Source organism: Acidovorax facilis, assembly GCF_050626955.1.
Classification (GTDB): domain Bacteria; phylum Pseudomonadota; class Gammaproteobacteria; order Burkholderiales; family Burkholderiaceae_C; genus Acidovorax; species Acidovorax facilis.
Genome location: NZ_CP192460.1, coordinates 110,022 through 128,063, shown reverse-complemented (window position 1 = coordinate 128,063; position 18,042 = coordinate 110,022). Strand labels below are relative to the sequence as shown.

The window sequence follows — 18,042 nt, the reverse complement described above, 5'->3', positions numbered from 1 at the left end:
TGGCTTTTTAGAATTTCACTGCTTGTTGTCAACCAGCAAGGGTGCGTCAATGGGCATATCTTCTTGGATTACCCACTCGACTGAGTCGAGCCTCAGGCGGGTCAATTGCCTGAACACTTCGATCAAATCGCTTTGCGTGGCGTAGTGAGAAGCCCCTGGCGTTAGCACCGCGCGCAAGGTTGCAGTTTCCCGATGCTGCTTTTTTTCAACGATGATCTGGGCACGTTCTATAGCCGGGATCCGGATGATCAGCTCTTCCACGTTGCGTGGATAGATGAAAATTTCGCGTACTTTGACACCTTGGCCCACTCGGCCTTGCAACAAACTGATTCGTTCGACGAGACCATCCGGGGAATGGGCCAGCGCTTGCGCCACATCGCCTGTGCCAAAGCGGACCAGAGGCCAACCGCTGTCCAGCGTGGTGACCACTATCTGGCCGGGTTCGCCCGGCGGAAGGGGTGCGCCGGTGTGCGGGTCGCAGATCTGGACGAGCCGGTCAGGCTGGACCGTGTAGCCCAGTTGTCCTAGTTCCTCGTAAGCAATCAGCCCGAAGTCGCCGGTGGCATAAGCCGAGAACGTGCGGATTGCGTATTTCTGCTCCAATGCGCGGCGCTTGCCCATCCAGTCACCCAGTTCGCCGCCCAGCATTGCGGAGCGGACCTTCCATTGAGAAGGCAGGTCGTAGCCCATGCGCTCAAGCGTTTCGACCAAGGTCACGAAGAAGGAGGTGGAGGAGCAAATGCAGGTGATGCCCAGTTCCATGATGAGCTGCGCTTGTTGCTCGGCGCCGCCGGGCCCGCAGGGAATGAGCGTCGCCCCGGTGGCAGCAATGCCCGCATCTAGCAATAGGCCGGCTGGAACAAGATGGTAGGACCAGGTGTTGAGTACACGGTCACCGGGGCCGATTCCCGCCTGCCTGAACACATGCGAGAAGCCCTTGCCAGTGTCTTCGTCGAAAGAATGGGGTTCATAGACGGGGCCTGGGGAGACATAAATGCGGCGGATAGATGTGTCGTCGGCAGCGAGAAACCCACCGAATGGCGGTGACTGGCGCTGCTTATCAAGCAGTGAATCCTTACTTGTGACGGCGAGCCGTGCAAGGTCGGCAGGGCCTTGGAGATCCTGCGGCGTCATCATTGCAAGCTGATAGACCGCGCGGATGGCCGGGGCGCGGTCGTAGGCGAATTGCTGCGAAGCACGCAGTAGTCTGAATCGATCGGTGGTGGGTAACGTATGCATGGCGTTGCCGTCCTAGTGGCCCGTGAAGCGCGGGGTGCGTTTTTCGTTGAATGCGGCCAGGCCTTCGTGGAGATCGGCGCTGTGGGAATGCACTTCAGAGGCCAGAAGCTCCAATCGCAGGGCGGTGTCTAGAGGCTGTTGCAAACCATCGTCGACCAGCGTTTTCATGCGGCGCAGGCCAAGGGGGCTCTTCGTGGCAATTTTGTCGGCCACGGCTTGTGCAACGCTTTCGAGCTGGTCGTCGTCCACCACTTGGTTGACGAGGCCCGCTTCCACAAGATCTGCCGCGTCCACGAAGTCACCCGTGAAGAGAAGGTACTTGGCGCGTGTGGGGCCAATGACCCGCGGCAGGCGCACCGACCCCCCCCCTCCGGGGATCAGGCCGTAGTTGGCATGTGCGTCGCCAATTTTGGCGCTCCTTGCCGCCAGCACTAGATCACAGCACAGCACCAGTTCGAGCCCGCCCGCCAGAGTTATGCCGTTCAGGGCGGCGATCACGGGTTTTGGAAAGCGGTCAATCCGGTTCATGGTGGACAGTACGCTGTCCAGAAAGCCACTGGTGCCACTTTCGCCCGCTTGCGTCTTGACGTACTTGAGGTCGGCGCCCGCGCAGAAGGCCCGTCCAGTGCCCGTCAATACGACGGATATCACGTCTCCGCGGCTCTGTGCTTCGTTGAGTGCGTGGTCTATTCCCCGAAGCACCGCCGGGGTCAGCGAGTTCATTGCATCAGGTCGGTTCAGGCGAATCCACATGGTGCCTTTTCGTACGTCTGTAATCACAACCGGTGTCGACATCAGGGGTTCCTTGCTGGCTTGCGTGTTCATGGATCGATTCTGCTTTTGCCTCTGTTTTGAGGGACATGGGGTTTTCCATTACCCATAGGTTAAAAATTCTACCCTAAAGTAAAACAATTAAACAAATGGAGTTCTTCATGCGAAGTAAGAGCAGCCCGCTCATGTTCCCGCTATCGGGTATCAAGATCGTCGAGTTCGAGGGGATCGGCCCAGGGCCCTTAGCTGGGTTCATGTTGATGCAGATGGGCGCTGACGTTACTGTGGTCGGGCGGCCAGGTGCGAGCGCATTGCCTGATGAGCTCACTCCGAAGGACGGGGCGCTCTTGTCGCGCGGCAAACGACGCGTCACATTGAATCTCAAGAACGACGAGGACAAGGCGCGGGCGCTGGACATGGTCGCGCAAAGCGACGGGTTGATTGAGGGCAACCGCCCGGGTGTGATGGAGCGCCTGGGTTTGGGTCCCGATGTATGTGGTGAATACAACCCGCGGCTTGTGTATGGGCGCATGACGGGCTGGGGGCAGGATGGGCCGCTGGCTCAGGCCGCCGGGCACGACATGAACTATGTCGCTCTCACTGGGCTCATGTCGATCACCGAGCAACCGGGACACCCTCCCATGCTTCCACCCACAGTGGTTGGGGATGCTGCCGGCGCCCTCGGGTTTGCATTTGGCATGGTGTCGGCGTTGCTAGGCGCGCGGGATAAGGGCCAGGGCTGCGTGGTTGACGGCGCCATCATTGATGTGTTGGCAATGCTGTCGCCGCTCGTGCAACTGATTCGTCAAGGTGGCGGATTGGAAGGCAGCGAACCCAGTGTCTTCCATGACTCACCCTTCTACGACCGCTATCTGTGCAGCGATGGGCGATACATCACGGTCGGTGCAATCGAGCCACAGTTCTATGCATTGCTGTTGACGCAATTGCAGCTGACGGATGTCGACCCCGCACGGCAAATGGACAAGACTTTGTGGCCGTCTCTCAAGGCGCGGATTGCGCAGCGCTTTGCTTCCCAACCTAGTACGTACTGGAATGCACTGATGGAAGGCACTGACAGTTGCTTTGCGCCGGTGCTCACCATGGCCGAAGCCGCCGCTCATCCCCACAACGTGGCTCGTGGTTTGTACAGCGTGACTGAGCAGGGCGATATTGAGACTGCGCGGGGCATGCGATTCCTGCCGCTTTGCTGAGCCGCGAATGTGATACCAAGGGTAATCCCTGGCAAGCAGTTGAGAATTTTACTGTACAGTAAAAACATCTTACGCAAAGTAATTTATTTGACTTTCATGGATCAAGAAGATCCGCCACGGAGAAATGCGATGGAAGATATCTATGTGGTTGGTGTGGGGATGACGCCATTCGGACGGCATCTGGACAAAGACATCAAGGCGCTCACACGCGAGGCCACGGCGGCTGCTTTGGCGGACGCGGGATTGGAAAAAGAAGACTTGGAAGCGGCCTTTTTTGGGAACACTTCCCAGGGGCATATGGATGGCCAGCACATGATTCGTGGGCAAATTGCGCTGCGGGCCATGGGGATTGGGCGCATTCCGGTGGTGAACGTCGAAAACGCTTGTGCAAGCGGCTCGTCGGCGTTCGTTCTAGCCTGCAATCACCTCAAGTCGGGTGCTGGCGATGTCGCTTTGGCTGTTGGTGCAGAGAAGATGTTCTCATCCGACAAGCTCAAGATGTTCTCGGTGTTTGACAGTGCCTGGGATCTCTCGCGTGCAGAAGAGATTCGTGGGGAGTTGATGAAGATGGGGCGCGACGTGGCGGTGCCCGAGGGGAGTACCTCACCCAGGCCGTACAGCGTTTTCATGGACGTGTATGCGGCGTTTGCACGATCGCACATGCGCACTTTCGGGACGACGCAGCGCCAGTTAGCCGCCGTTTCATCCAAGAACCACGCGCACTCCATGCACAACCCGCTGTCGCAGTACCGGATGGCTTACAGCATCGAAGAGGTGCTCGCCGCGCCGCCGATCACCTACCCATTGACTCTGCCCATGTGCTCCCCGGTGTCTGATGGCGCAGCAGCAGCCATCATTTGCACACGCTCGGCGCTTATGCGCTTGAACATCGATGAAAAGCGTGCCATCAAGGTGTTGGCGGCAGTAGTGCAAAGCGGTTCCGACCGGAGCGAAGACGACTACACCAACCACTGCACAGCACTGGCTTCGCGCAGGGCATATGAACTGGCAGGTGTTGGCCCAGCAGATATCTCGGTGGCCGAGGTGCACGATGCCACGGCCATGGGTGAAATCATTCAGACAGAAAACCTCGGTTTCTGTGAGTTCGGCATGGGCGGTGTGATTGCCGAGCGGGGTGATACCCGGATTGGTGGCCGCATTCCCGTTAATCCGTCCGGCGGCCTGGAGTCTAAGGGGCACCCTGTTGGGGCCACCGGTATTGCCCAAGTCCATGAGTTGGTAACTCAGCTTCGCGGGGAAGCCGGACTGCGGCAGGTGACTGACGCAAGGATTGCGCTGGCAGAAAACGGTGGCGGTCTTGAGGGCATTGAAGAAGCTGTTGCCTGTATCACCATCTTGGCGCGCTGAGCGCTGCACTCAATAAGAGACAAGAGAAACAGTATGGATGTCAAAAATACCATTGCCTTCGTCACAGGAGCTGCTTCAGGCCTGGGGCTCGCCACTTGCAAGGCATTGCTTGCGGCCGGAGCGAGCGTCATGGCGGTTGATCTGGACGAAGAGCGCCTTGCGAGCGAGGTGCTGCCGATGGGCGAGCGCGTGCGAATCCAGAAGGTTGATGTTTCGGACGAGGCCAGTGTGAAGGCTGGCGTAGACGCGGCAGTGGCGGAATTTGGTGCGCTGCATGTGGCGGTAAATTGCGCGGGAATTCTGGGTCCCTGCAAGACGCTTTCAAAGGGCGAGTTATTCCCGATGGATCTTTGGAACCGGGTGATCGCCATCAACCTGACCGGGACATTCAACGTGGTGCGCTATGCGTCGTTGGCCATGTCGCAGAACGAGCCCAATGTCGACGGTGAACGGGGGGTCATCGTGAACACGTCATCTGGTGCTGCGTGGCAGGGTCAAGTGGGCCAGGCCGCATATAGCGCCAGCAAAGCGGCGGTCATTGGAATGACGCTTCCGGTGGCGCGGGATCTTGCGCAACACGGAATCCGAGTGGTGGCCGTGGCGCCTGGTCTGTTTGAGACCGCCATGTCTGCAGGCATGCCAACGAAGGTGTCGCAAAACATTATTGACAACGTCATCCTCTTTCCTCATCGCATGGGGCAGGCACAAGAGTTCGGTGGACTGGTTCGGCACGTTGTGGAAAACGCCTATTTGAATGCCACCACGATCAGCCTGGATGCGGGTGTCCGTTGTTAGTCGTGGTCCATTGATCGCTGCGAGCATTCCCGCAAATGGATGCGTAGACCCTGCAAAGGTCTTATGAAGGAAATTCGATGGACAAAGCCAAGAATTCAGAGTGGAGGTACCAATGAATGCAGCCATTCAAAGCCAGCGGGAAGGCGTGGTGCTGACAGCCCAGAATCTGCTGCTGCAGTTCGGTGGAGTTGTGGCGCTGAATGATGTTTCGATTGATGTGCGCAAGGACGAGCTGCTGGCAATCATCGGGCCGAACGGAGCGGGAAAGTCTTCTCTGATGAACTGCCTGAGCGGGTTCTACCGCCCCAAGAAAGGCGAGATATCCCTGGCCGGGCACAACGTGCGCGACATGGCGGTTCACGACGTGGCGGCACAGGGCCTAGCGCGCACCTTTCAAGGTACGCACATTTTTTCGGGCATGACCGTTATCGAGAACCTGATGGTGGGGCGCCACATGCACATGCGGGCCAATCTCGTGCAGTCATTTTTCCATTTCGGCCCGGCAAAACGGGAAGAAGTTTTGCATCGGGAGGTGGTGGAAGAAATCATTGAATTTCTTGAAATTGAATCCATCCGGCATGCGCCGGTGGGCAGCCTCGGTTATGGGCTTCGCAAGCGCGTGGACTTGGGGCGCGCACTGGCCCAAGACCCGAAGATTCTGTTGATGGATGAGCCTATGGCCGGTATGAATACTGAAGAGAAAGAAGACTTGGCACGTTTCATTCTGGATGTGCGCGAGGCAAAGCGCATTCCTATTGTTTTGGTGGAGCACGACATGGGTGTGGTGATGGACCTGGCTGACCGCATCGCTGTGCTGGACTTTGGACGCAAGATCGCCGATGGAACGCCCAAGGAGATCCAGGCTAATCCCGCAGTGCTTAAAGCCTATCTTGGGGAGGGCGTCCAATGAAACTCGAAATCGCGACCCTTCCCCAGTTGCTGCGCAAGCATGCGCATGCTAACCCCAACCGTCTTTCCCAGCGCCATAAGCAGCGCGGCATTTGGCGGGAGTACAGCTTTGCGGATGTGCAGCGCAACGTTCGAGAGATTGCGCTGGGCATGCACCAAGCAGGCGTCAAAGCGGGTGAGACCATTGCCATCATTGGTGAGAATGAGCCGCAGCATTACTGGGCCGAGTATGCCGCGCATGCACTGGGATGCAAAGTTGTATCCATGTACCCGGACCTCACTTCGGAGGAGGTGGCCTATCTTTTGGACGACAGCGAAGCAGTCATCTTGTTCGCGCAGGACCAAGAGCAGGTTGACAAGGGCCTGGATGTCCGGAACAAGACGTTGAAGATGCGCCACATTGTGTATTGGGATGAAACGGGTATGTGGTCGTATAACGACCCCATCCTGCAAACCTTCGATGGCATGCAGCGGCAAGGGCGTGAAATCCATCAACGTAACGGAAAGATGTACGACGCGCTAGTGGATGCGGGAGCCCCCGATGACATAGCGGTTCTTTCTTACACTTCCGGCACGACGGGGCAGCCCAAGGGCGTGATCCTCACGCATCGCTTTTTGATCGACAACGCCCAGCGCTTGATCGATTCCATGGATGTGAAGCCGGGTATGGAATACCTGAGTTACATCGCGCCATCCTGGGCCACTGAACAAATATATGGCATCACCATGGGATTGGGATTGCCCATGGTAGTGAACTTCCCCGAGGGCCCGGAGCAGGTGTTGTCCAACATTCGGGAATTGGCGGTGGAAGGTATGACATTTGCTCCGCGCCAGTGGGAAAGCATGGCGTCCTCTGTGCAGGCGCACATGCTCGACGCAGGACCCATTCGACGAGGTGTCTACGAGTGGGGCATGAAGATCGGTCACACCGTTAATGTGGGGCGCTTGGATGGAAAACCCGTTGGCCTGCTGGACCGGTTGCTGTTTCCTATCGCCAATGCACTGGTTCTGCGCCCGTTGCGAGATCTGCTCGGCCTGACCCGGCTGCGCTGTGCCAGCTGCGGTGGTGCCACCATGGCACCGGATGTGTTTCGCATGTTCCATGCCATGGGTATACCTCTGCGCAACATCTATGGCTCCACCGAAACCGGGTTGCTGACATGCCACCAGGGTGACCGATTTGATCTGGAGACCGTAGGGCACTGGATGAAGGCGCATCCAGAGGCGGGCCCACCATTGGAATGGCGCTTGAGTGCGGACGGAGAGCTGCAGATTCGTGGCGGAAGCCCGTTTCTGGGCTACTACCGCAGAGAGGGTTCCGTAGAGTCGAAGGTGAAAGATGGCTGGTTCTACACGGGCGATGCCGTAACGAAAACTGAGCTAGGCGAGCTCGTGTTCCTGGAGCGGTTGTCGGACCTCAAGCGTTTGCGCAGCGGAGAAACCTTCCCGCCGCAGTTCGTCGAGACCCGCCTTCGGTTCAGTCCCTTCATCAAGGACATCATGACGGTGGGAGACGAGACGAGGGACTTCGTGGCCGCTCTCATCAATATCGACATGGCTGTTCTGTCGCGGTGGGCAGAAGACAAGCGGATCGGATTTTCAACCTTTACCGATTTGTCACAGCGGCCAGAGGTCGCAGAGTTGATCAGTCAGGAAATTACCCGTGTGAATCAGTTTTTGCCGGCGCATGCGCGGGTCAAGCGATTCGCCAATTTTCCAAAAGAGCTTGATCCGGACGAGGGCGAACTAACACGTTCGAGAAAGCTGCGGCGCGAATTCCTGGAGGTGCGATACGCCACGCTGATCAACGGTTTATATGACGGCTTGCACGCCGTGCGTATCGATATTCCTGTGACCTACCAGGACGGTCGGCGCGGCAATTTCGAGGCTCTGGTGTCCATCCATGACACGGACGCCGCAGGGTCAGACCACCTGGGCGCAGCCCGAAGCAGAGGACGGAAATGATCGATTTTATTAACTACCTGATAAACGGTGCGCTGTCAGGGCTTCTGTATGCGTTGATCGCCATGGGTTTCGTCGTGATCTATCGCGCGTCAAAGGTGTTCAACTTTGCACAAGGTGAGTTGGTGGTCTTTGGCGGCTACATGGTGTGGTGGACGATTATTCAGATGGGTCTACCGCTGTGGGTCGGATTGCCCGTGGCATTCGTTAGTGCTGCAATTTTTGGTTTCATGATTGAGCGGATATTTTTTGCCCGTCTGGTTGGGGAATCCGTCTTCTCGATGGTCATGGTGACGATCGGTCTCTTGATTCTGATCCGAGGCGTTGTGTTGGTGCTTTTTGGTCCACAGGTGCGTGCTTTTCCGATCATCTTTCCTCTGGATCCGATCATCGTTGGCGATCTCATCGTCTCCCGTTCGATGCTCTACGGTGGAATTATGACCATCTTCATCGGCGTTGGCCTCTCCTGGTTTTTCAACCGGACAAGGGCTGGCTTGACCATGACGGCCGTGGCGGAAGACCACCAGGTGGCCATGTCCATGGGCATCTCGGTGCAGCGTTCCATTGCCTTTGCGTGGGTGCTGGGATCCGTGCTTTCCACACTGGGGGCGATAGTGCATTTGAGTGGCCGCTCCATCAACATGATGAGCTCCGACATCGGCCTGGCTGCCTTGCCGGTGGCCTTGCTGGCTGGGTTGGAGTCCCTCGCAGGTTTGCTGATCGCCGGTGTTTTGGTGGGTGTGATTCAGGGTTTGGCTTCGGCCTATCTCGATCCCCTGGTGGGGGGAGCGCTGGGCTCCGTCTTTCCTTTCATCATCATGCTGGTGGTGTTGTTAATTCGTCCCACCGGCATGTTCGGGTGGAAAACCATTGAGAGGGTATGAGCATGGATCCCGCAGGTGTATTCGCGACTTCTTTCGCCAAAGACCAAGCACTAATTCGCACGCGCAGCCAGGCGGTGGCATTGGGCCTGTTTGTTATAGCGTTGTTTGCGCTGCCCCTGATCAGCGAGGTCCGCTGGGTGGCGATCATGACCTCTATGCTGATTACTGCAGTGGTGGTCATGGGGCTGCAGATCAATACTGGTCTAGCGGGTCAGATCAATTTGGGTCAAGCTGCGTTCATGGGGGTTGGTGCGTATGCAACAGCGCTCCTAGCGACGAAAGGCCACCTGCCTTTCTGGCTGGCTTTGCCCATCGGCGGGCTGTGCGCGGCGCTTTTTGGGCTGGTGTTTGGATTAACCGCAATGCGCATAAAGGGTTTTTACCTTGCCTTGACCACGATTGCTGCGCAGATTTTGTTCCACTTCTTTGTGCTCAACCTGCCTGCCAAGTGGCTGGGGGGATCTAACGGCATCACTCTGGAACCAGCACAGCTCCTTGGTTTCGTTTTCAACACCGATACCCGCATTTACTACCTGTGTCTGGTAGTGGCCTTCATCATGATTGCGGGCGCCTACGGCGTCGCACGCAGCCGCCATGGTCGAATTTTTGCGGCAGTGCGCGATGACGACGTGGCCTCAGGAATGATGGGCATCAATGTCGTGCGCACCAAGGTACTTGCCTTCTTGCTGGGTGCGTTTTACGCGGGCATCGGTGGAGGGCTCTGGGCTTACTACGTCAGGTTCGTGGCGATTGACCAGTTCACCCTGATCCACTCGATATGGTTCATCGCGATGATCATTGTGGGTGGCATGGGGTCGGTGACGGGCGCGCTGATCGGCGTGTTTGTTATCCGTACTGCCCAGGAGACGATCACCATCGTGGGCCCTTCACTGGTCGAGAACTTTTCCTTCCTGAGCGGAGATGTTGTTTTCGCAGTGATGAATATTTTCCTGGGTGGAGTCATCGCGGCCTTTCTGATCTTTGAGCCACGCGGTCTGATGCACCGGTGGAACATCGTCAAGCGGTCTTATCGCATGTGGCCTTACCCATATTGACCGCAATCCTGTTTTCTGCAGCCACCTTAGGCGCTGGGAAGGGCTGCTCCAATGCAAAGCGCTACTACAAAAGGAGACTTTTTTTATGAAAACGAATCGAGCAAAGTTGTCGGCAATGGTCAAACTGGGGCAACGCGGCGCTTTACTGGCGTCAGCCTTGTGCCTTGGCGGCATGGCACAAGCTCAGACTACTTACAACGTGGCTGGCCTGGCTGACTTCACCGGACCTTTCGCAGACATCATGAAAGATATGACGGGATGCCGCCGTGCGGTGCTCGACTGGTGGAGCGAAGAGGTCGGTAAAGCGCAGGGCGTCGCATTGCGAATCAAGGATTTCGACACCCGCTATGACGTCGCCCAAGTGGCCAGCCTCTGGCCAGGCATCAAGTCCGAGCTCAACCCGGTGGCTGTTCTGGGTGTGGGCGGTGCAGATACCAATGCGCTGCAGCAGCGCTTGCCTAGTGACAAGGTGCCTCTTGTCCAGTCGACAGCAGGATATGGATTTGCTTGGAAGGGTGATAACTGGGTGTTCAATGCCCGTGCCACTTACCCGCACGAAGCGGCTGCGTTTTATGTGTGGATGCAGAAGAAGTCGGGTTCGTCTGCTCCTCTCAAGGTGGGGGTGATTTCATCGGAAGTATCGCCGGCCTACGTGGACATCCACAAAGGTGTCGAGAAGTTCGCTAAGGACAATCCGAAGATCATTGAAGTCGTTGAAACGATTTATACCGAAGCACAGCCGACCGACCTTACCCAGCAGGTCAGCCGCCTGGTCCGCAAGGGGGCCACGGTACTGCAGGTGTTCAACAATACAGCATCGGTAGTGGCGACACGGCGCGCCCTGCAAAGCCTTGGAAAAACCAATATTCCGATAGTGGTTAGCGCTCATAACGGGTTGCTTTCGTCGGGGAAAGCGCTGGGTGACCTGAGCCAAATGGATGGAAACTATGAGGTCTATGGCATGGCCATGGCCGCCGAAGGCGCAACACCGGCACGGGACTTCTTCGAGAAACTGCGCAGCCAATACAAGTTGCAAGCCGCCTATAACTCTGCCTGCATTATGGGCATGAGCCAAGCGATGTTGACGGTTCGTGCCGTTGAAAATGTTGTCAAGGTCAAAGGTGCTGGCGGTGTGACGGGCGAAGAGGTTCGCGCTGCACTGCTGTCCACCCCCATGCCTACCGAGCGCAGTTTTGGCTTGTTGCCCAATATCAAGTTCAACAATGATGCGCCGTTCCCGACCTCGGGCACAGCCGTCAACATCGGCACCGTCGAAAAGGGAAAGTACAAACTTCTCGAGCAGAACGTTCCGGTTCCTGTGTTGAACAAGTGGTAATTGCAAATCGGCCTGGGTCTCGGGCCACCGAGACCCAGGCCACATCATCTGGAGCTACCCGTGCTTGAACTGAACAACGTTGAAGTCCTCTACAGCGACGTCATTCTTGCTGTCAAAGGCATTACCGCCAAAGTCCCCGCTGGACAGTGCGTGACCTTGCTGGGCGCCAATGGCGCTGGCAAGAGCACCACGCTCAAGGCCATCTCCAACCTGGTCAGGACAGAGGATGGTCGTGTGACGGCGGGGAGTATTCAATTTGATGGTGCGGACATCACCGGTGCCAACCCCGTCGATGTCGTTCGCAAGGGGTTGGTACATGTCATGGAAGGGCGCAAGGTTCTCCGCCACATGACAGTGGAGCAGAACCTGGTGGTGGGCGGTCATATGGGCAGCGCTGGCGATGCCAAGGAAATGCTTGATGAGGTGTATAGCCGCATCAAGCGTCTGAAAGCCTTGCGTACTCGCACAGCAGGTTACCTGTCGGGCGGCGAGCAGCAATTGCTGGTAATTGGACGGGCCCTGATGGCCAAGCCTAAGTTGGTGATGATCGACGAGCCTTCGCTCGGCTTGGCTCCGCTGATGGTCGATGAGGTCTATGGTTTGCTGAGTGACCTCAAGACCAGCGGTCTGACTCTGCTGATCGTGGAGCAAAACACCCGCGTCGCTCTGGATTTAGCCGACTACGGCTATGTGATGGAGAGCGGACGGATCGTGTTAGAGGGCCCCTCCAACAGCTTAAAGACCAACGAGGACGTTCGAGAGTTCTACCTCGGCCTGACGGTCGATGGGGAGCGCAAGAGTTTCCGCGACATGAAACATTACCGCCGCCGCAAGCGCTGGCTGGGTTGACCGCATTGGGTCAGTCGTTTTCCAAGTTTTCAAGGATGGGTTTATGAGCATCGTTTCCAATGCATTGCTGAGCGAACAAGAAGTCATTATTCGGGAGTCTGCCCGGCGTGTCGCGACTGAAGTGGTGGGTAGCACGGCCGCCGAACGTGATCGCACGGGGGCTTGGCCACACGACGAAATCAAGGCAGTTGCCGACGTAGGCTTCATGGGCATGCTCGCCCCGCCAGCATACGGCGGTTCCGGGCTTTCATTCGTGGAGTATTGCCTGGCTATTGAAGAATTCGCAGCGGCCGATGGTGGCTTCGCCACCATGATGCACGTCCACAACTCAGCTGCGCACGTGTTACGTAGTTTTGGAACCGAACAACAGATGGCCCGCCATCTGCCGGATCTGGCCAGTGGCAAGCGCATTGGTGCCTTTTTATTGTCAGAGCCCCATGCAGGCTCGGATACCGCAGCCATCCGGACCACGGCTAAGCGGGACGGCGACGTTTATGTGATCAATGGCAGCAAACAATGGATTTCCAATGGCAGTGAAGCGGGCTTTGCGCTCGTCGTGGCAGCAACTGCGGAACCAGGTGCCCGTCACCGCTTCAGCCTGTTCATCGCGGACCCCGAAGATCCAGGCTACCAATGCTTGCGTATCGAAAGGAAGCTGGGCCAGCACACGGCCCACACGGCTCAGATTCAGCTGGACAACATGCGTGTTCCAGTTCAGAACATGATCGGTGAGGAAGGGCGCGGGTATGGCAAAGCACTATCGCTGTTGTCCGATGGGCGCATCGCAATCGCCGCCCTGGCCATCGGCATTGCCCGTGCAGCGCTGGAGGCAGCCATCCGCTACGCCAAAGAGCGCGAGGCCTATGGCAAGCCACTCACCGAACTGCAGGCCATTAGCTTTGATTTGGCGGAAATGGCCATGCAGGTTGAGGTGGCGCACCAGTACATGCTGTATGCAGCTCGTCTTACGGATGCGGGCCTGCCAACCAGTAAGGAGGCCTCCGTTGCTAAACTCTATGCCAGCGAAATGGCTGAAAAGGTTTGCTCTGCGGCGCTGCAAGTGCATGGTGGCTACGGGTATGTCAACGACTTCCCGGTCGAGCGCTATTATCGCGATGTGCGCGTTACAAAGATCTACGAAGGCACTAGTCACATTCAAAAGTTGATCATTGCGCGCAGTATCTTGGCTGGCTGATGAGCACGGCCTTTCTCCGCAGGCCTATCGGCGAAAGCAGTTCGATACACTTTGCCTCAGTTAGCGATACGAATGCCCTCAAGGAAAACAACACCAATGAGTACGCCAATTGAGGCAAAGCCCAAGTCACTGACACGCAATGCTGCCAAAAGATCGGGCAAGGGCGCAAAATGGAACAATGCGGTCAGCGGCGCGGATGAGCAGTACCAGCTCAAAAAGCAAGCTGTCATTGCGGAAGCTTCGCGCGCATTTGGCCGCCATGGGTACAAGAATGTGTCCTTGGACGAGATTGCAAAAACGCTCAACGTCACCAAGCCTGCCCTCTACTACTACTTCAAGAACAAGCAGGAACTTGTCTACGAATGCCACGAGCTCGCCATGCATTTGGGAGATCGCGTCTTGCAAGACGCGATCGCTTCGGAAAATACTGGTTTCGGTCGGATCTCGGTCTTCATTAAGAACTACATCTCGTTGCTAACGGATGAAATGGGCGCACCGGCGATCCTCCAGGATTTCTCCGGTATGACTGTGGCGGATCAGAAAAAAATCACTTTGCGTCGGCGAAAGTTTGATCAAGAGCTGCGCAAAGTGCTCGAGGGGGGTGTTCAGGATGGTTCCATTGCCCCGTGCAACGTGAAATTGGCGGTGTTCTGGTTCATGGGCGCTGTTAGCTCGATTACCCAATGGATGCATATCGATGGCAGCCTTGGAAGCGACGAAGTGGCCGATATTTTTATCGGTTTTCTTGCGCATGGTATTCGTCCCAGTCAAGCGTGAATCTGGCGCAACAGGCTTGGGCTTCCGGTTGTGTTCTTCGCAGTGAGGCAATTCTGGCGGACATCGTCGTGCATGGCGGAAACCGGTGCTGGAATCAGGTCTTCAGGCTTGATCAGGATGGCAAGGTGGTCGAGTTCTTCGAGGCAGCCAATGCGAGTCTTTCTGCTTCGACGATGGGATGCTGAGAAGCTGGTCGGCCCACACGGGAATCCAAGGCGGCTTTCAAGGCGTGTGCGATGGCCCAATGAATTAGTGTGTTGGCGCCGATTCAAAATTGAGCCACCGTGCCGATTGAATTTTGAGCCAGGGCTAATGGCCAACCTGTGAAGGTCGGCTGTGGATAAGTGTAGTGCCTTGGGTCGGTTTTGGTCTCCTTGGTGATCGAGCTCGGTGGTCGTCCGTTGAGGGTAAGCCGCGCAGGGCGAAGCCCGTAGCGGCTTGCCCTTGAGCCGCTCAGAACGGCTCAGCCTTCTTGGCCTGTTCGCGTGCCTTGATGCGTTTCTTGGCCACGGCTGTGCTGTGCATGAACCTGTGGGACTCGTTGCCCGTCTCGACGATGTGGCAGTGGTGCGTGAGTCGATCCAGCAGTGCCGTGGTCATCTTGGCATCGCCGAACACGCTGGACCATTCCTTGAAGTCCAGGTTGGTGGTGATCATCACGCTGGTCTGCTCGTAGAGCTTGCTCAGCAGGTGGAACAGCAAGGCGCCGCCTGCCTGGCTGAAGGGCAGGTAGCCCAGCTCATCAAGGATGACCAGGTCCATGCGCTGCAAGCTCGCTGCGATGCGGCCTGCCTTGCCTTGGGCCTTCTCCTGCTCCAGTGCGTTGACCAGGTCCACCGTGGAGTAAAACCGCACGCGTGAGCCATGGCGCGTGATGCCCGCCACGCCGATGGCCGTGGCCAGATGCGTCTTGCCCGTGCCGGGGCCACCCACCAGCACCACGTTGTGCGCCTGCTCGGTGAACGCCATGCTGGCCAACTGCTCGATGAGCTTTTTGTCCACGGGCGAGCATTCGAAGTCGAAGCCCGCCAGGTCGCGGTGCACGGGGAACTTCGCCGTGTGCATCTGGTAGCTCACTGAGCGCATGGCTCTGTCCGTGACTTCCGCTTGCAGCAGGTGCTCCAGCAGCCAGCGCGAGCTCTCCAGCGTGGCGTGGCCGCCTTGCTTGACCAGGTCCTCCCAGGCCCCGGCCATGCCGTACAGGCGCAGCTCTTTGAACTCCTTGTCCAGCTCACGCATGATCGGCCTCCTGCATGTCGCTGCCAGCGCGCAGGCTGTCATAGCGCGCCGTGTCGGCCAGGGGTGTCTGGCTCACTTGCAGGTTGGTCGCAACCGTCTCGGGCAGGGGCTGCGCTTGCAGGCGGCCGAGCACGTTGATGACGTGCTCGGTGCTCACCCGCCCCGATGGCGGCGCACTCTCCAGGGCCAACTCCACCGCCACCAGCACGGCGTCCAGCCCTTGCTTGGGCACCTCGGCCAGTACCTGCGCCATCACCCTGTCGCCCCCCTCCTGGTGCAGCAAGCCTTTGCGCATGCGCTGCAATGGCTCGGGCAGGTCTGCAAAGGGCGCGCCGTTGCGCAGCGCGCCCGGCTTGCGCTCGATCAGCGGCACGTAATGCTGCCAGTCGTAGCGGGTCTGGTTGCGATCGCTCAGGCGCTCGTGCGTGGCCACCATAGCATCGCCGGCCACCACCACGATCTGCGCCGGGTACAGGTGTGTGCTGACCATTTGCCCCGCCCATTCGCAGGGCACCGAGTAGCGGTTGCGCGCCACCGTCACCAGGCAGGTGCTGCTCACCTTGGCCGGGTTCTCAACATAGCCATCAAAGGCCACCGGCATCGGCATCAGGTGGCTTTGCTCCAGCTCCAGCATCTCGGCGATGCTGAACGCTTTGTGCTGCGGGTGGCGCAGCTCTCGCCACAGAGCCCGGCAGCGCTCGCCCAGCCACGCATTGAGCTCGGTAAAGCTGCCAAAGCGCCGTTGCCCCGCCTCCACCCAGATGCGACGGCGGCTGTCTTGCACATCCTTCTCCACGCGCCCCTTCTCCCAGCCGCTGGCACGGTTGCAAAAATCAGGGTCGAACAGATAGTGCGCGCACATGGCTGCAAAGCGCGCATTGACCACGCGGCCTTTGCCCTTCTTGACTTTGTCGACCGCCGTCTTCATGTTGTCGTAGATGCCACGGCGTGCCACGCCACCCAGCGCTGCAAAGCTGCGGGTGTGCGCATCGAACAGCATCTCGTGGCCTTGGCTGGGGTAGGCCACCAGCCAGAAGGCCCCACTGGCACACAGCTTCATGTGCGAGACCTGCATGCGGTAGTACACCCCGCCCACCAGCAAGCCGTCTTCGCTCCAGTCGAACTGGAAGGCCTCGCCAAGCTCGAAAGTCAATGGCACGAAGGCCTTGCAGGCCGCCTGTTGGCCTTCACCTTGGCGCCACTTGCGGATGAAGTCCGTCACCCGCGTGTAGCCACCTTCGTAGCCCGCTGCCTTGATCTGCGTGAACAAGGCCTTGGCCGTGCGCCGCTCCTTCTTGGGCCGCTTGGCATCGGCCTTCAAGGCTTGCTTGAGCTCCGCCTCGTGCGCCGACAGCTTGGTCGCCTTCGCCGCCTCCCGGCGGTACTTGGGCTCGACCGGCTGCGCCTCGTCCAGCCACTTGGCCACCGTGTTGCGCGACAGGCCCGTGGCCCTCGATATCTCCCGCTTCGTCTTCTTGTCCCGGCGGTGCATCCGCCGTATCTTGCCAATCATGTCCATGGTGATCACCCTCTTCATTCCCTTGCTGCACAAAACAGCAGGGTAGGTAAAACACCTGGCTCAGTTTTAGGTCGGCATCACACCAAAAAGTGGCTCAGTTTTCGGTCGGCGTCAACAGATCGGGGTGTCAAAGAGGGCTTCTTCCATCGCCAGATCCGACAAGGTAAACCACTGCTGCATGCAGTGGATGCGCAGCATGGTCTCCAGGGCAAAGGGTGGGCGGCCGTTCTTGCCCTCGGGGTAGTACGGGGCAATGACATCGATCAATGCAGCCCAGGGAACCACCCGATCCATCTGGACCAGCAGTTCCTGTTTGCGGGTCTTCTTGGTGCTCAGATTCAGGTCAAGGCTGCTTTGCTTCATGGCCTGTGAGGATGCCATTGCATGCTGACATGTACCAAACACTGCGGGGGGTTTTGCAGGATTTCCCTAGATGCTTGTTTACGACTTTAATTGCGTGTTTACGACTTTAATTACCCAGAATACCGACGATGGGCCGCTATCTCCTGCGCAGATATCGGTGCTTCAGGCAGTGGCCAATGAGGATCTGCCGAAGGGGGCAGTTGTTCGCATAAGCAGTCTTTTTGCTGGAGGATGACATGCCGAAAAAGCACACCACCAACCCTTTGCTGATAGCCCGCGTCGGCTGGAGCAATGGCTCCCAGACGGTAGTGTTGCCGCCCGGATTCAGGTTTGCCGATTCCGTCCGTGAGGTGTTCATCCGCCGCGATGGCGAGAGGCTGGTGTTGACCCCGCGTCCAACCGATTGGTCTGACTTCTTTGCTTCGGGGGTGAAGACCTCGGCCGACTTCATGGCGGTGCGCGAACGCTTGCCAAATTCAGGAACGTGTGGTTTGACGTCCAGCCTGTTGAGCCCGAGGTAGTGCGTGGATTCACGACTCCTTGTCGTTCATGCGTCCGTCCGAACCGCTT

Annotated in this window: 17 protein-coding genes and 1 pseudogene; 13 read left to right on the top strand and 5 right to left on the bottom strand. The window is 57.9% G+C overall.

The annotated features are described in order from the left end of the window. Window positions 1–15: 15 nt before the first annotated feature. Together ACQ4MJ_RS00595 and ACQ4MJ_RS00590 are read right to left on the bottom strand one after the other, a co-directional pair. Entirely contained in the window at window positions 16–1,239 is a 1,224-nt protein-coding gene (locus tag ACQ4MJ_RS00595) for a phenylacetate--CoA ligase family protein (protein WP_056642827.1), read from the bottom strand. A gap of 12 nt (window positions 1,240–1,251) precedes the next feature. Continuing rightward, entirely contained in the window at window positions 1,252–2,064 is an 813-nt protein-coding gene (locus ACQ4MJ_RS00590; protein ID WP_231940633.1) for an enoyl-CoA hydratase/isomerase family protein, read from the bottom strand. 95 nt (window positions 2,065–2,159) lie between these two features. Here ACQ4MJ_RS00590 and ACQ4MJ_RS00585 point away from each other — a divergent pair, with 95 nt between their 5' ends. The 12 genes from ACQ4MJ_RS00585 (at window position 2,160) to ACQ4MJ_RS00530 (ending at window position 14,536) form a co-directional block, all read left to right on the top strand. Further along, window positions 2,160–3,221, top strand: coding sequence for a CaiB/BaiF CoA transferase family protein (locus ACQ4MJ_RS00585; protein WP_231940634.1), 1,062 nt, complete (start codon window positions 2,160–2,162; stop codon window positions 3,219–3,221). A gap of 129 nt (window positions 3,222–3,350) precedes the next feature. Then, complete coding sequence (locus ACQ4MJ_RS00580) at window positions 3,351–4,589, top strand: thiolase family protein (protein ID WP_056642825.1); 1,239 nt, start codon at window positions 3,351–3,353, stop codon at window positions 4,587–4,589. Between the two features lie 33 nt (window positions 4,590–4,622). Then, window positions 4,623–5,384 carry an SDR family NAD(P)-dependent oxidoreductase gene (locus tag ACQ4MJ_RS00575; RefSeq protein ID WP_056642823.1) on the top strand — a complete coding sequence of 254 codons (762 nt, stop codon included), beginning with the start codon at window positions 4,623–4,625 and terminating at the stop codon, window positions 5,382–5,384. A 112-nt stretch (window positions 5,385–5,496) separates the two neighbouring features. Next, window positions 5,497–6,294 (top strand): ABC transporter ATP-binding protein, encoded by a 798-nt coding sequence (locus ACQ4MJ_RS00570; protein ID WP_056642819.1) that lies wholly within the window; start codon window positions 5,497–5,499, stop codon window positions 6,292–6,294. Continuing rightward, entirely contained in the window at window positions 6,291–8,258 is a 1,968-nt protein-coding gene (locus tag ACQ4MJ_RS00565) for an AMP-dependent synthetase/ligase (RefSeq protein WP_056743885.1), read from the top strand. Before ACQ4MJ_RS00570 ends, ACQ4MJ_RS00565 begins: the two co-directional genes overlap by 4 nt. Continuing rightward, complete coding sequence (locus ACQ4MJ_RS00560) at window positions 8,255–9,139, top strand: branched-chain amino acid ABC transporter permease (protein WP_056743883.1); 885 nt, start codon at window positions 8,255–8,257, stop codon at window positions 9,137–9,139. The genes ACQ4MJ_RS00565 and ACQ4MJ_RS00560 overlap by 4 nt, the downstream gene beginning before the upstream one ends. Next, on the top strand, window positions 9,136–10,194 hold the full coding sequence (locus ACQ4MJ_RS00555; RefSeq protein ID WP_231940635.1) for a branched-chain amino acid ABC transporter permease: 1,059 nt from the start codon (window positions 9,136–9,138) through the stop codon (window positions 10,192–10,194). Before ACQ4MJ_RS00560 ends, ACQ4MJ_RS00555 begins: the two co-directional genes overlap by 4 nt. A gap of 85 nt (window positions 10,195–10,279) precedes the next feature. Then, the gene (locus ACQ4MJ_RS00550) at window positions 10,280–11,530 is read left to right on the top strand and encodes an ABC transporter substrate-binding protein (RefSeq protein ID WP_083235468.1); all 1,251 of its coding nucleotides are present in this window, start codon (window positions 10,280–10,282) and stop codon (window positions 11,528–11,530) included. 60 nt (window positions 11,531–11,590) lie between these two features. After that, the gene (locus ACQ4MJ_RS00545; protein WP_056743881.1) at window positions 11,591–12,379 is read left to right on the top strand and encodes an ABC transporter ATP-binding protein; all 789 of its coding nucleotides are present in this window, start codon (window positions 11,591–11,593) and stop codon (window positions 12,377–12,379) included. 43 nt (window positions 12,380–12,422) lie between these two features. Further along, window positions 12,423–13,574, top strand: coding sequence for an acyl-CoA dehydrogenase family protein (locus ACQ4MJ_RS00540; protein ID WP_056743879.1), 1,152 nt, complete (start codon window positions 12,423–12,425; stop codon window positions 13,572–13,574). 96 nt (window positions 13,575–13,670) lie between these two features. Beyond that, entirely contained in the window at window positions 13,671–14,351 is a 681-nt protein-coding gene (locus tag ACQ4MJ_RS00535; RefSeq protein WP_056743877.1) for a TetR/AcrR family transcriptional regulator, read from the top strand. After that, window positions 14,348–14,536, top strand: coding sequence for a hypothetical protein (locus ACQ4MJ_RS00530; protein ID WP_146191287.1), 189 nt, complete (start codon window positions 14,348–14,350; stop codon window positions 14,534–14,536). Before ACQ4MJ_RS00535 ends, ACQ4MJ_RS00530 begins: the two co-directional genes overlap by 4 nt. Before the next feature lie 268 nt (window positions 14,537–14,804). Here ACQ4MJ_RS00530 and istB read toward each other — a convergent pair whose 3' ends face one another. The 3 genes and pseudogenes from istB to ACQ4MJ_RS00515 all read right to left on the bottom strand — a co-directional run. Further along, the gene (istB, locus tag ACQ4MJ_RS00525) at window positions 14,805–15,590 is read right to left on the bottom strand and encodes an IS21-like element helper ATPase IstB (protein WP_024815605.1); all 786 of its coding nucleotides are present in this window, start codon (window positions 15,588–15,590) and stop codon (window positions 14,805–14,807) included. Next, window positions 15,583–17,109, bottom strand: a complete 1,527-nt coding sequence (gene istA / locus ACQ4MJ_RS00520; protein ID WP_056637686.1) for an IS21 family transposase — start codon at window positions 17,107–17,109, stop codon at window positions 15,583–15,585. The genes istB and istA overlap by 8 nt, the downstream gene beginning before the upstream one ends. A 117-nt stretch (window positions 17,110–17,226) precedes the next feature. Then, window positions 17,227–17,472: pseudogene (locus tag ACQ4MJ_RS00515) on the bottom strand (transposase); the annotation flags it as partial. Window positions 17,473–17,708: 236 nt separating this feature from the next. On the opposite strand from ACQ4MJ_RS00515, the gene ACQ4MJ_RS00510 reads away from it, so the two are divergent. Beyond that, complete coding sequence (locus ACQ4MJ_RS00510; protein WP_056638830.1) at window positions 17,709–17,993, top strand: antitoxin; 285 nt, start codon at window positions 17,709–17,711, stop codon at window positions 17,991–17,993. Window positions 17,994–18,042: the final 49 nt, after the last annotated feature.

What these genes read in the sequence shown, in the direction of transcription:
- istA (WP_056637686.1), bottom strand. Translation starts at nt 17,109, where the DNA reads ATGGACATGATTGGCAAGATACGGCGGATGCACCGCCGGGACAAGAAG.
- ACQ4MJ_RS00555 (WP_231940635.1), top strand. Translation starts at nt 9,136, where the DNA reads ATGAGCATGGATCCCGCAGGTGTATTCGCGACTTCTTTCGCCAAAGAC.
- ACQ4MJ_RS00585 (WP_231940634.1), top strand. Translation starts at nt 2,160, where the DNA reads ATGGAGTTCTTCATGCGAAGTAAGAGCAGCCCGCTCATGTTCCCGCTA.
- ACQ4MJ_RS00570 (WP_056642819.1), top strand. Translation starts at nt 5,497, where the DNA reads ATGAATGCAGCCATTCAAAGCCAGCGGGAAGGCGTGGTGCTGACAGCC.
- ACQ4MJ_RS00580 (WP_056642825.1), top strand. Translation starts at nt 3,351, where the DNA reads ATGGAAGATATCTATGTGGTTGGTGTGGGGATGACGCCATTCGGACGG.
- ACQ4MJ_RS00540 (WP_056743879.1), top strand. Translation starts at nt 12,423, where the DNA reads ATGAGCATCGTTTCCAATGCATTGCTGAGCGAACAAGAAGTCATTATT.
- ACQ4MJ_RS00565 (WP_056743885.1), top strand. Translation starts at nt 6,291, where the DNA reads ATGAAACTCGAAATCGCGACCCTTCCCCAGTTGCTGCGCAAGCATGCG.
- istB (WP_024815605.1), bottom strand. Translation starts at nt 15,590, where the DNA reads ATGCGTGAGCTGGACAAGGAGTTCAAAGAGCTGCGCCTGTACGGCATG.
- ACQ4MJ_RS00575 (WP_056642823.1), top strand. Translation starts at nt 4,623, where the DNA reads ATGGATGTCAAAAATACCATTGCCTTCGTCACAGGAGCTGCTTCAGGC.
- ACQ4MJ_RS00590 (WP_231940633.1), bottom strand. Translation starts at nt 2,064, where the DNA reads ATGAACACGCAAGCCAGCAAGGAACCCCTGATGTCGACACCGGTTGTG.
- ACQ4MJ_RS00510 (WP_056638830.1), top strand. Translation starts at nt 17,709, where the DNA reads ATGCCGAAAAAGCACACCACCAACCCTTTGCTGATAGCCCGCGTCGGC.
- ACQ4MJ_RS00550 (WP_083235468.1), top strand. Translation starts at nt 10,280, where the DNA reads ATGAAAACGAATCGAGCAAAGTTGTCGGCAATGGTCAAACTGGGGCAA.
- ACQ4MJ_RS00535 (WP_056743877.1), top strand. Translation starts at nt 13,671, where the DNA reads ATGAGTACGCCAATTGAGGCAAAGCCCAAGTCACTGACACGCAATGCT.
- ACQ4MJ_RS00595 (WP_056642827.1), bottom strand. Translation starts at nt 1,239, where the DNA reads ATGCATACGTTACCCACCACCGATCGATTCAGACTACTGCGTGCTTCG.
- ACQ4MJ_RS00560 (WP_056743883.1), top strand. Translation starts at nt 8,255, where the DNA reads ATGATCGATTTTATTAACTACCTGATAAACGGTGCGCTGTCAGGGCTT.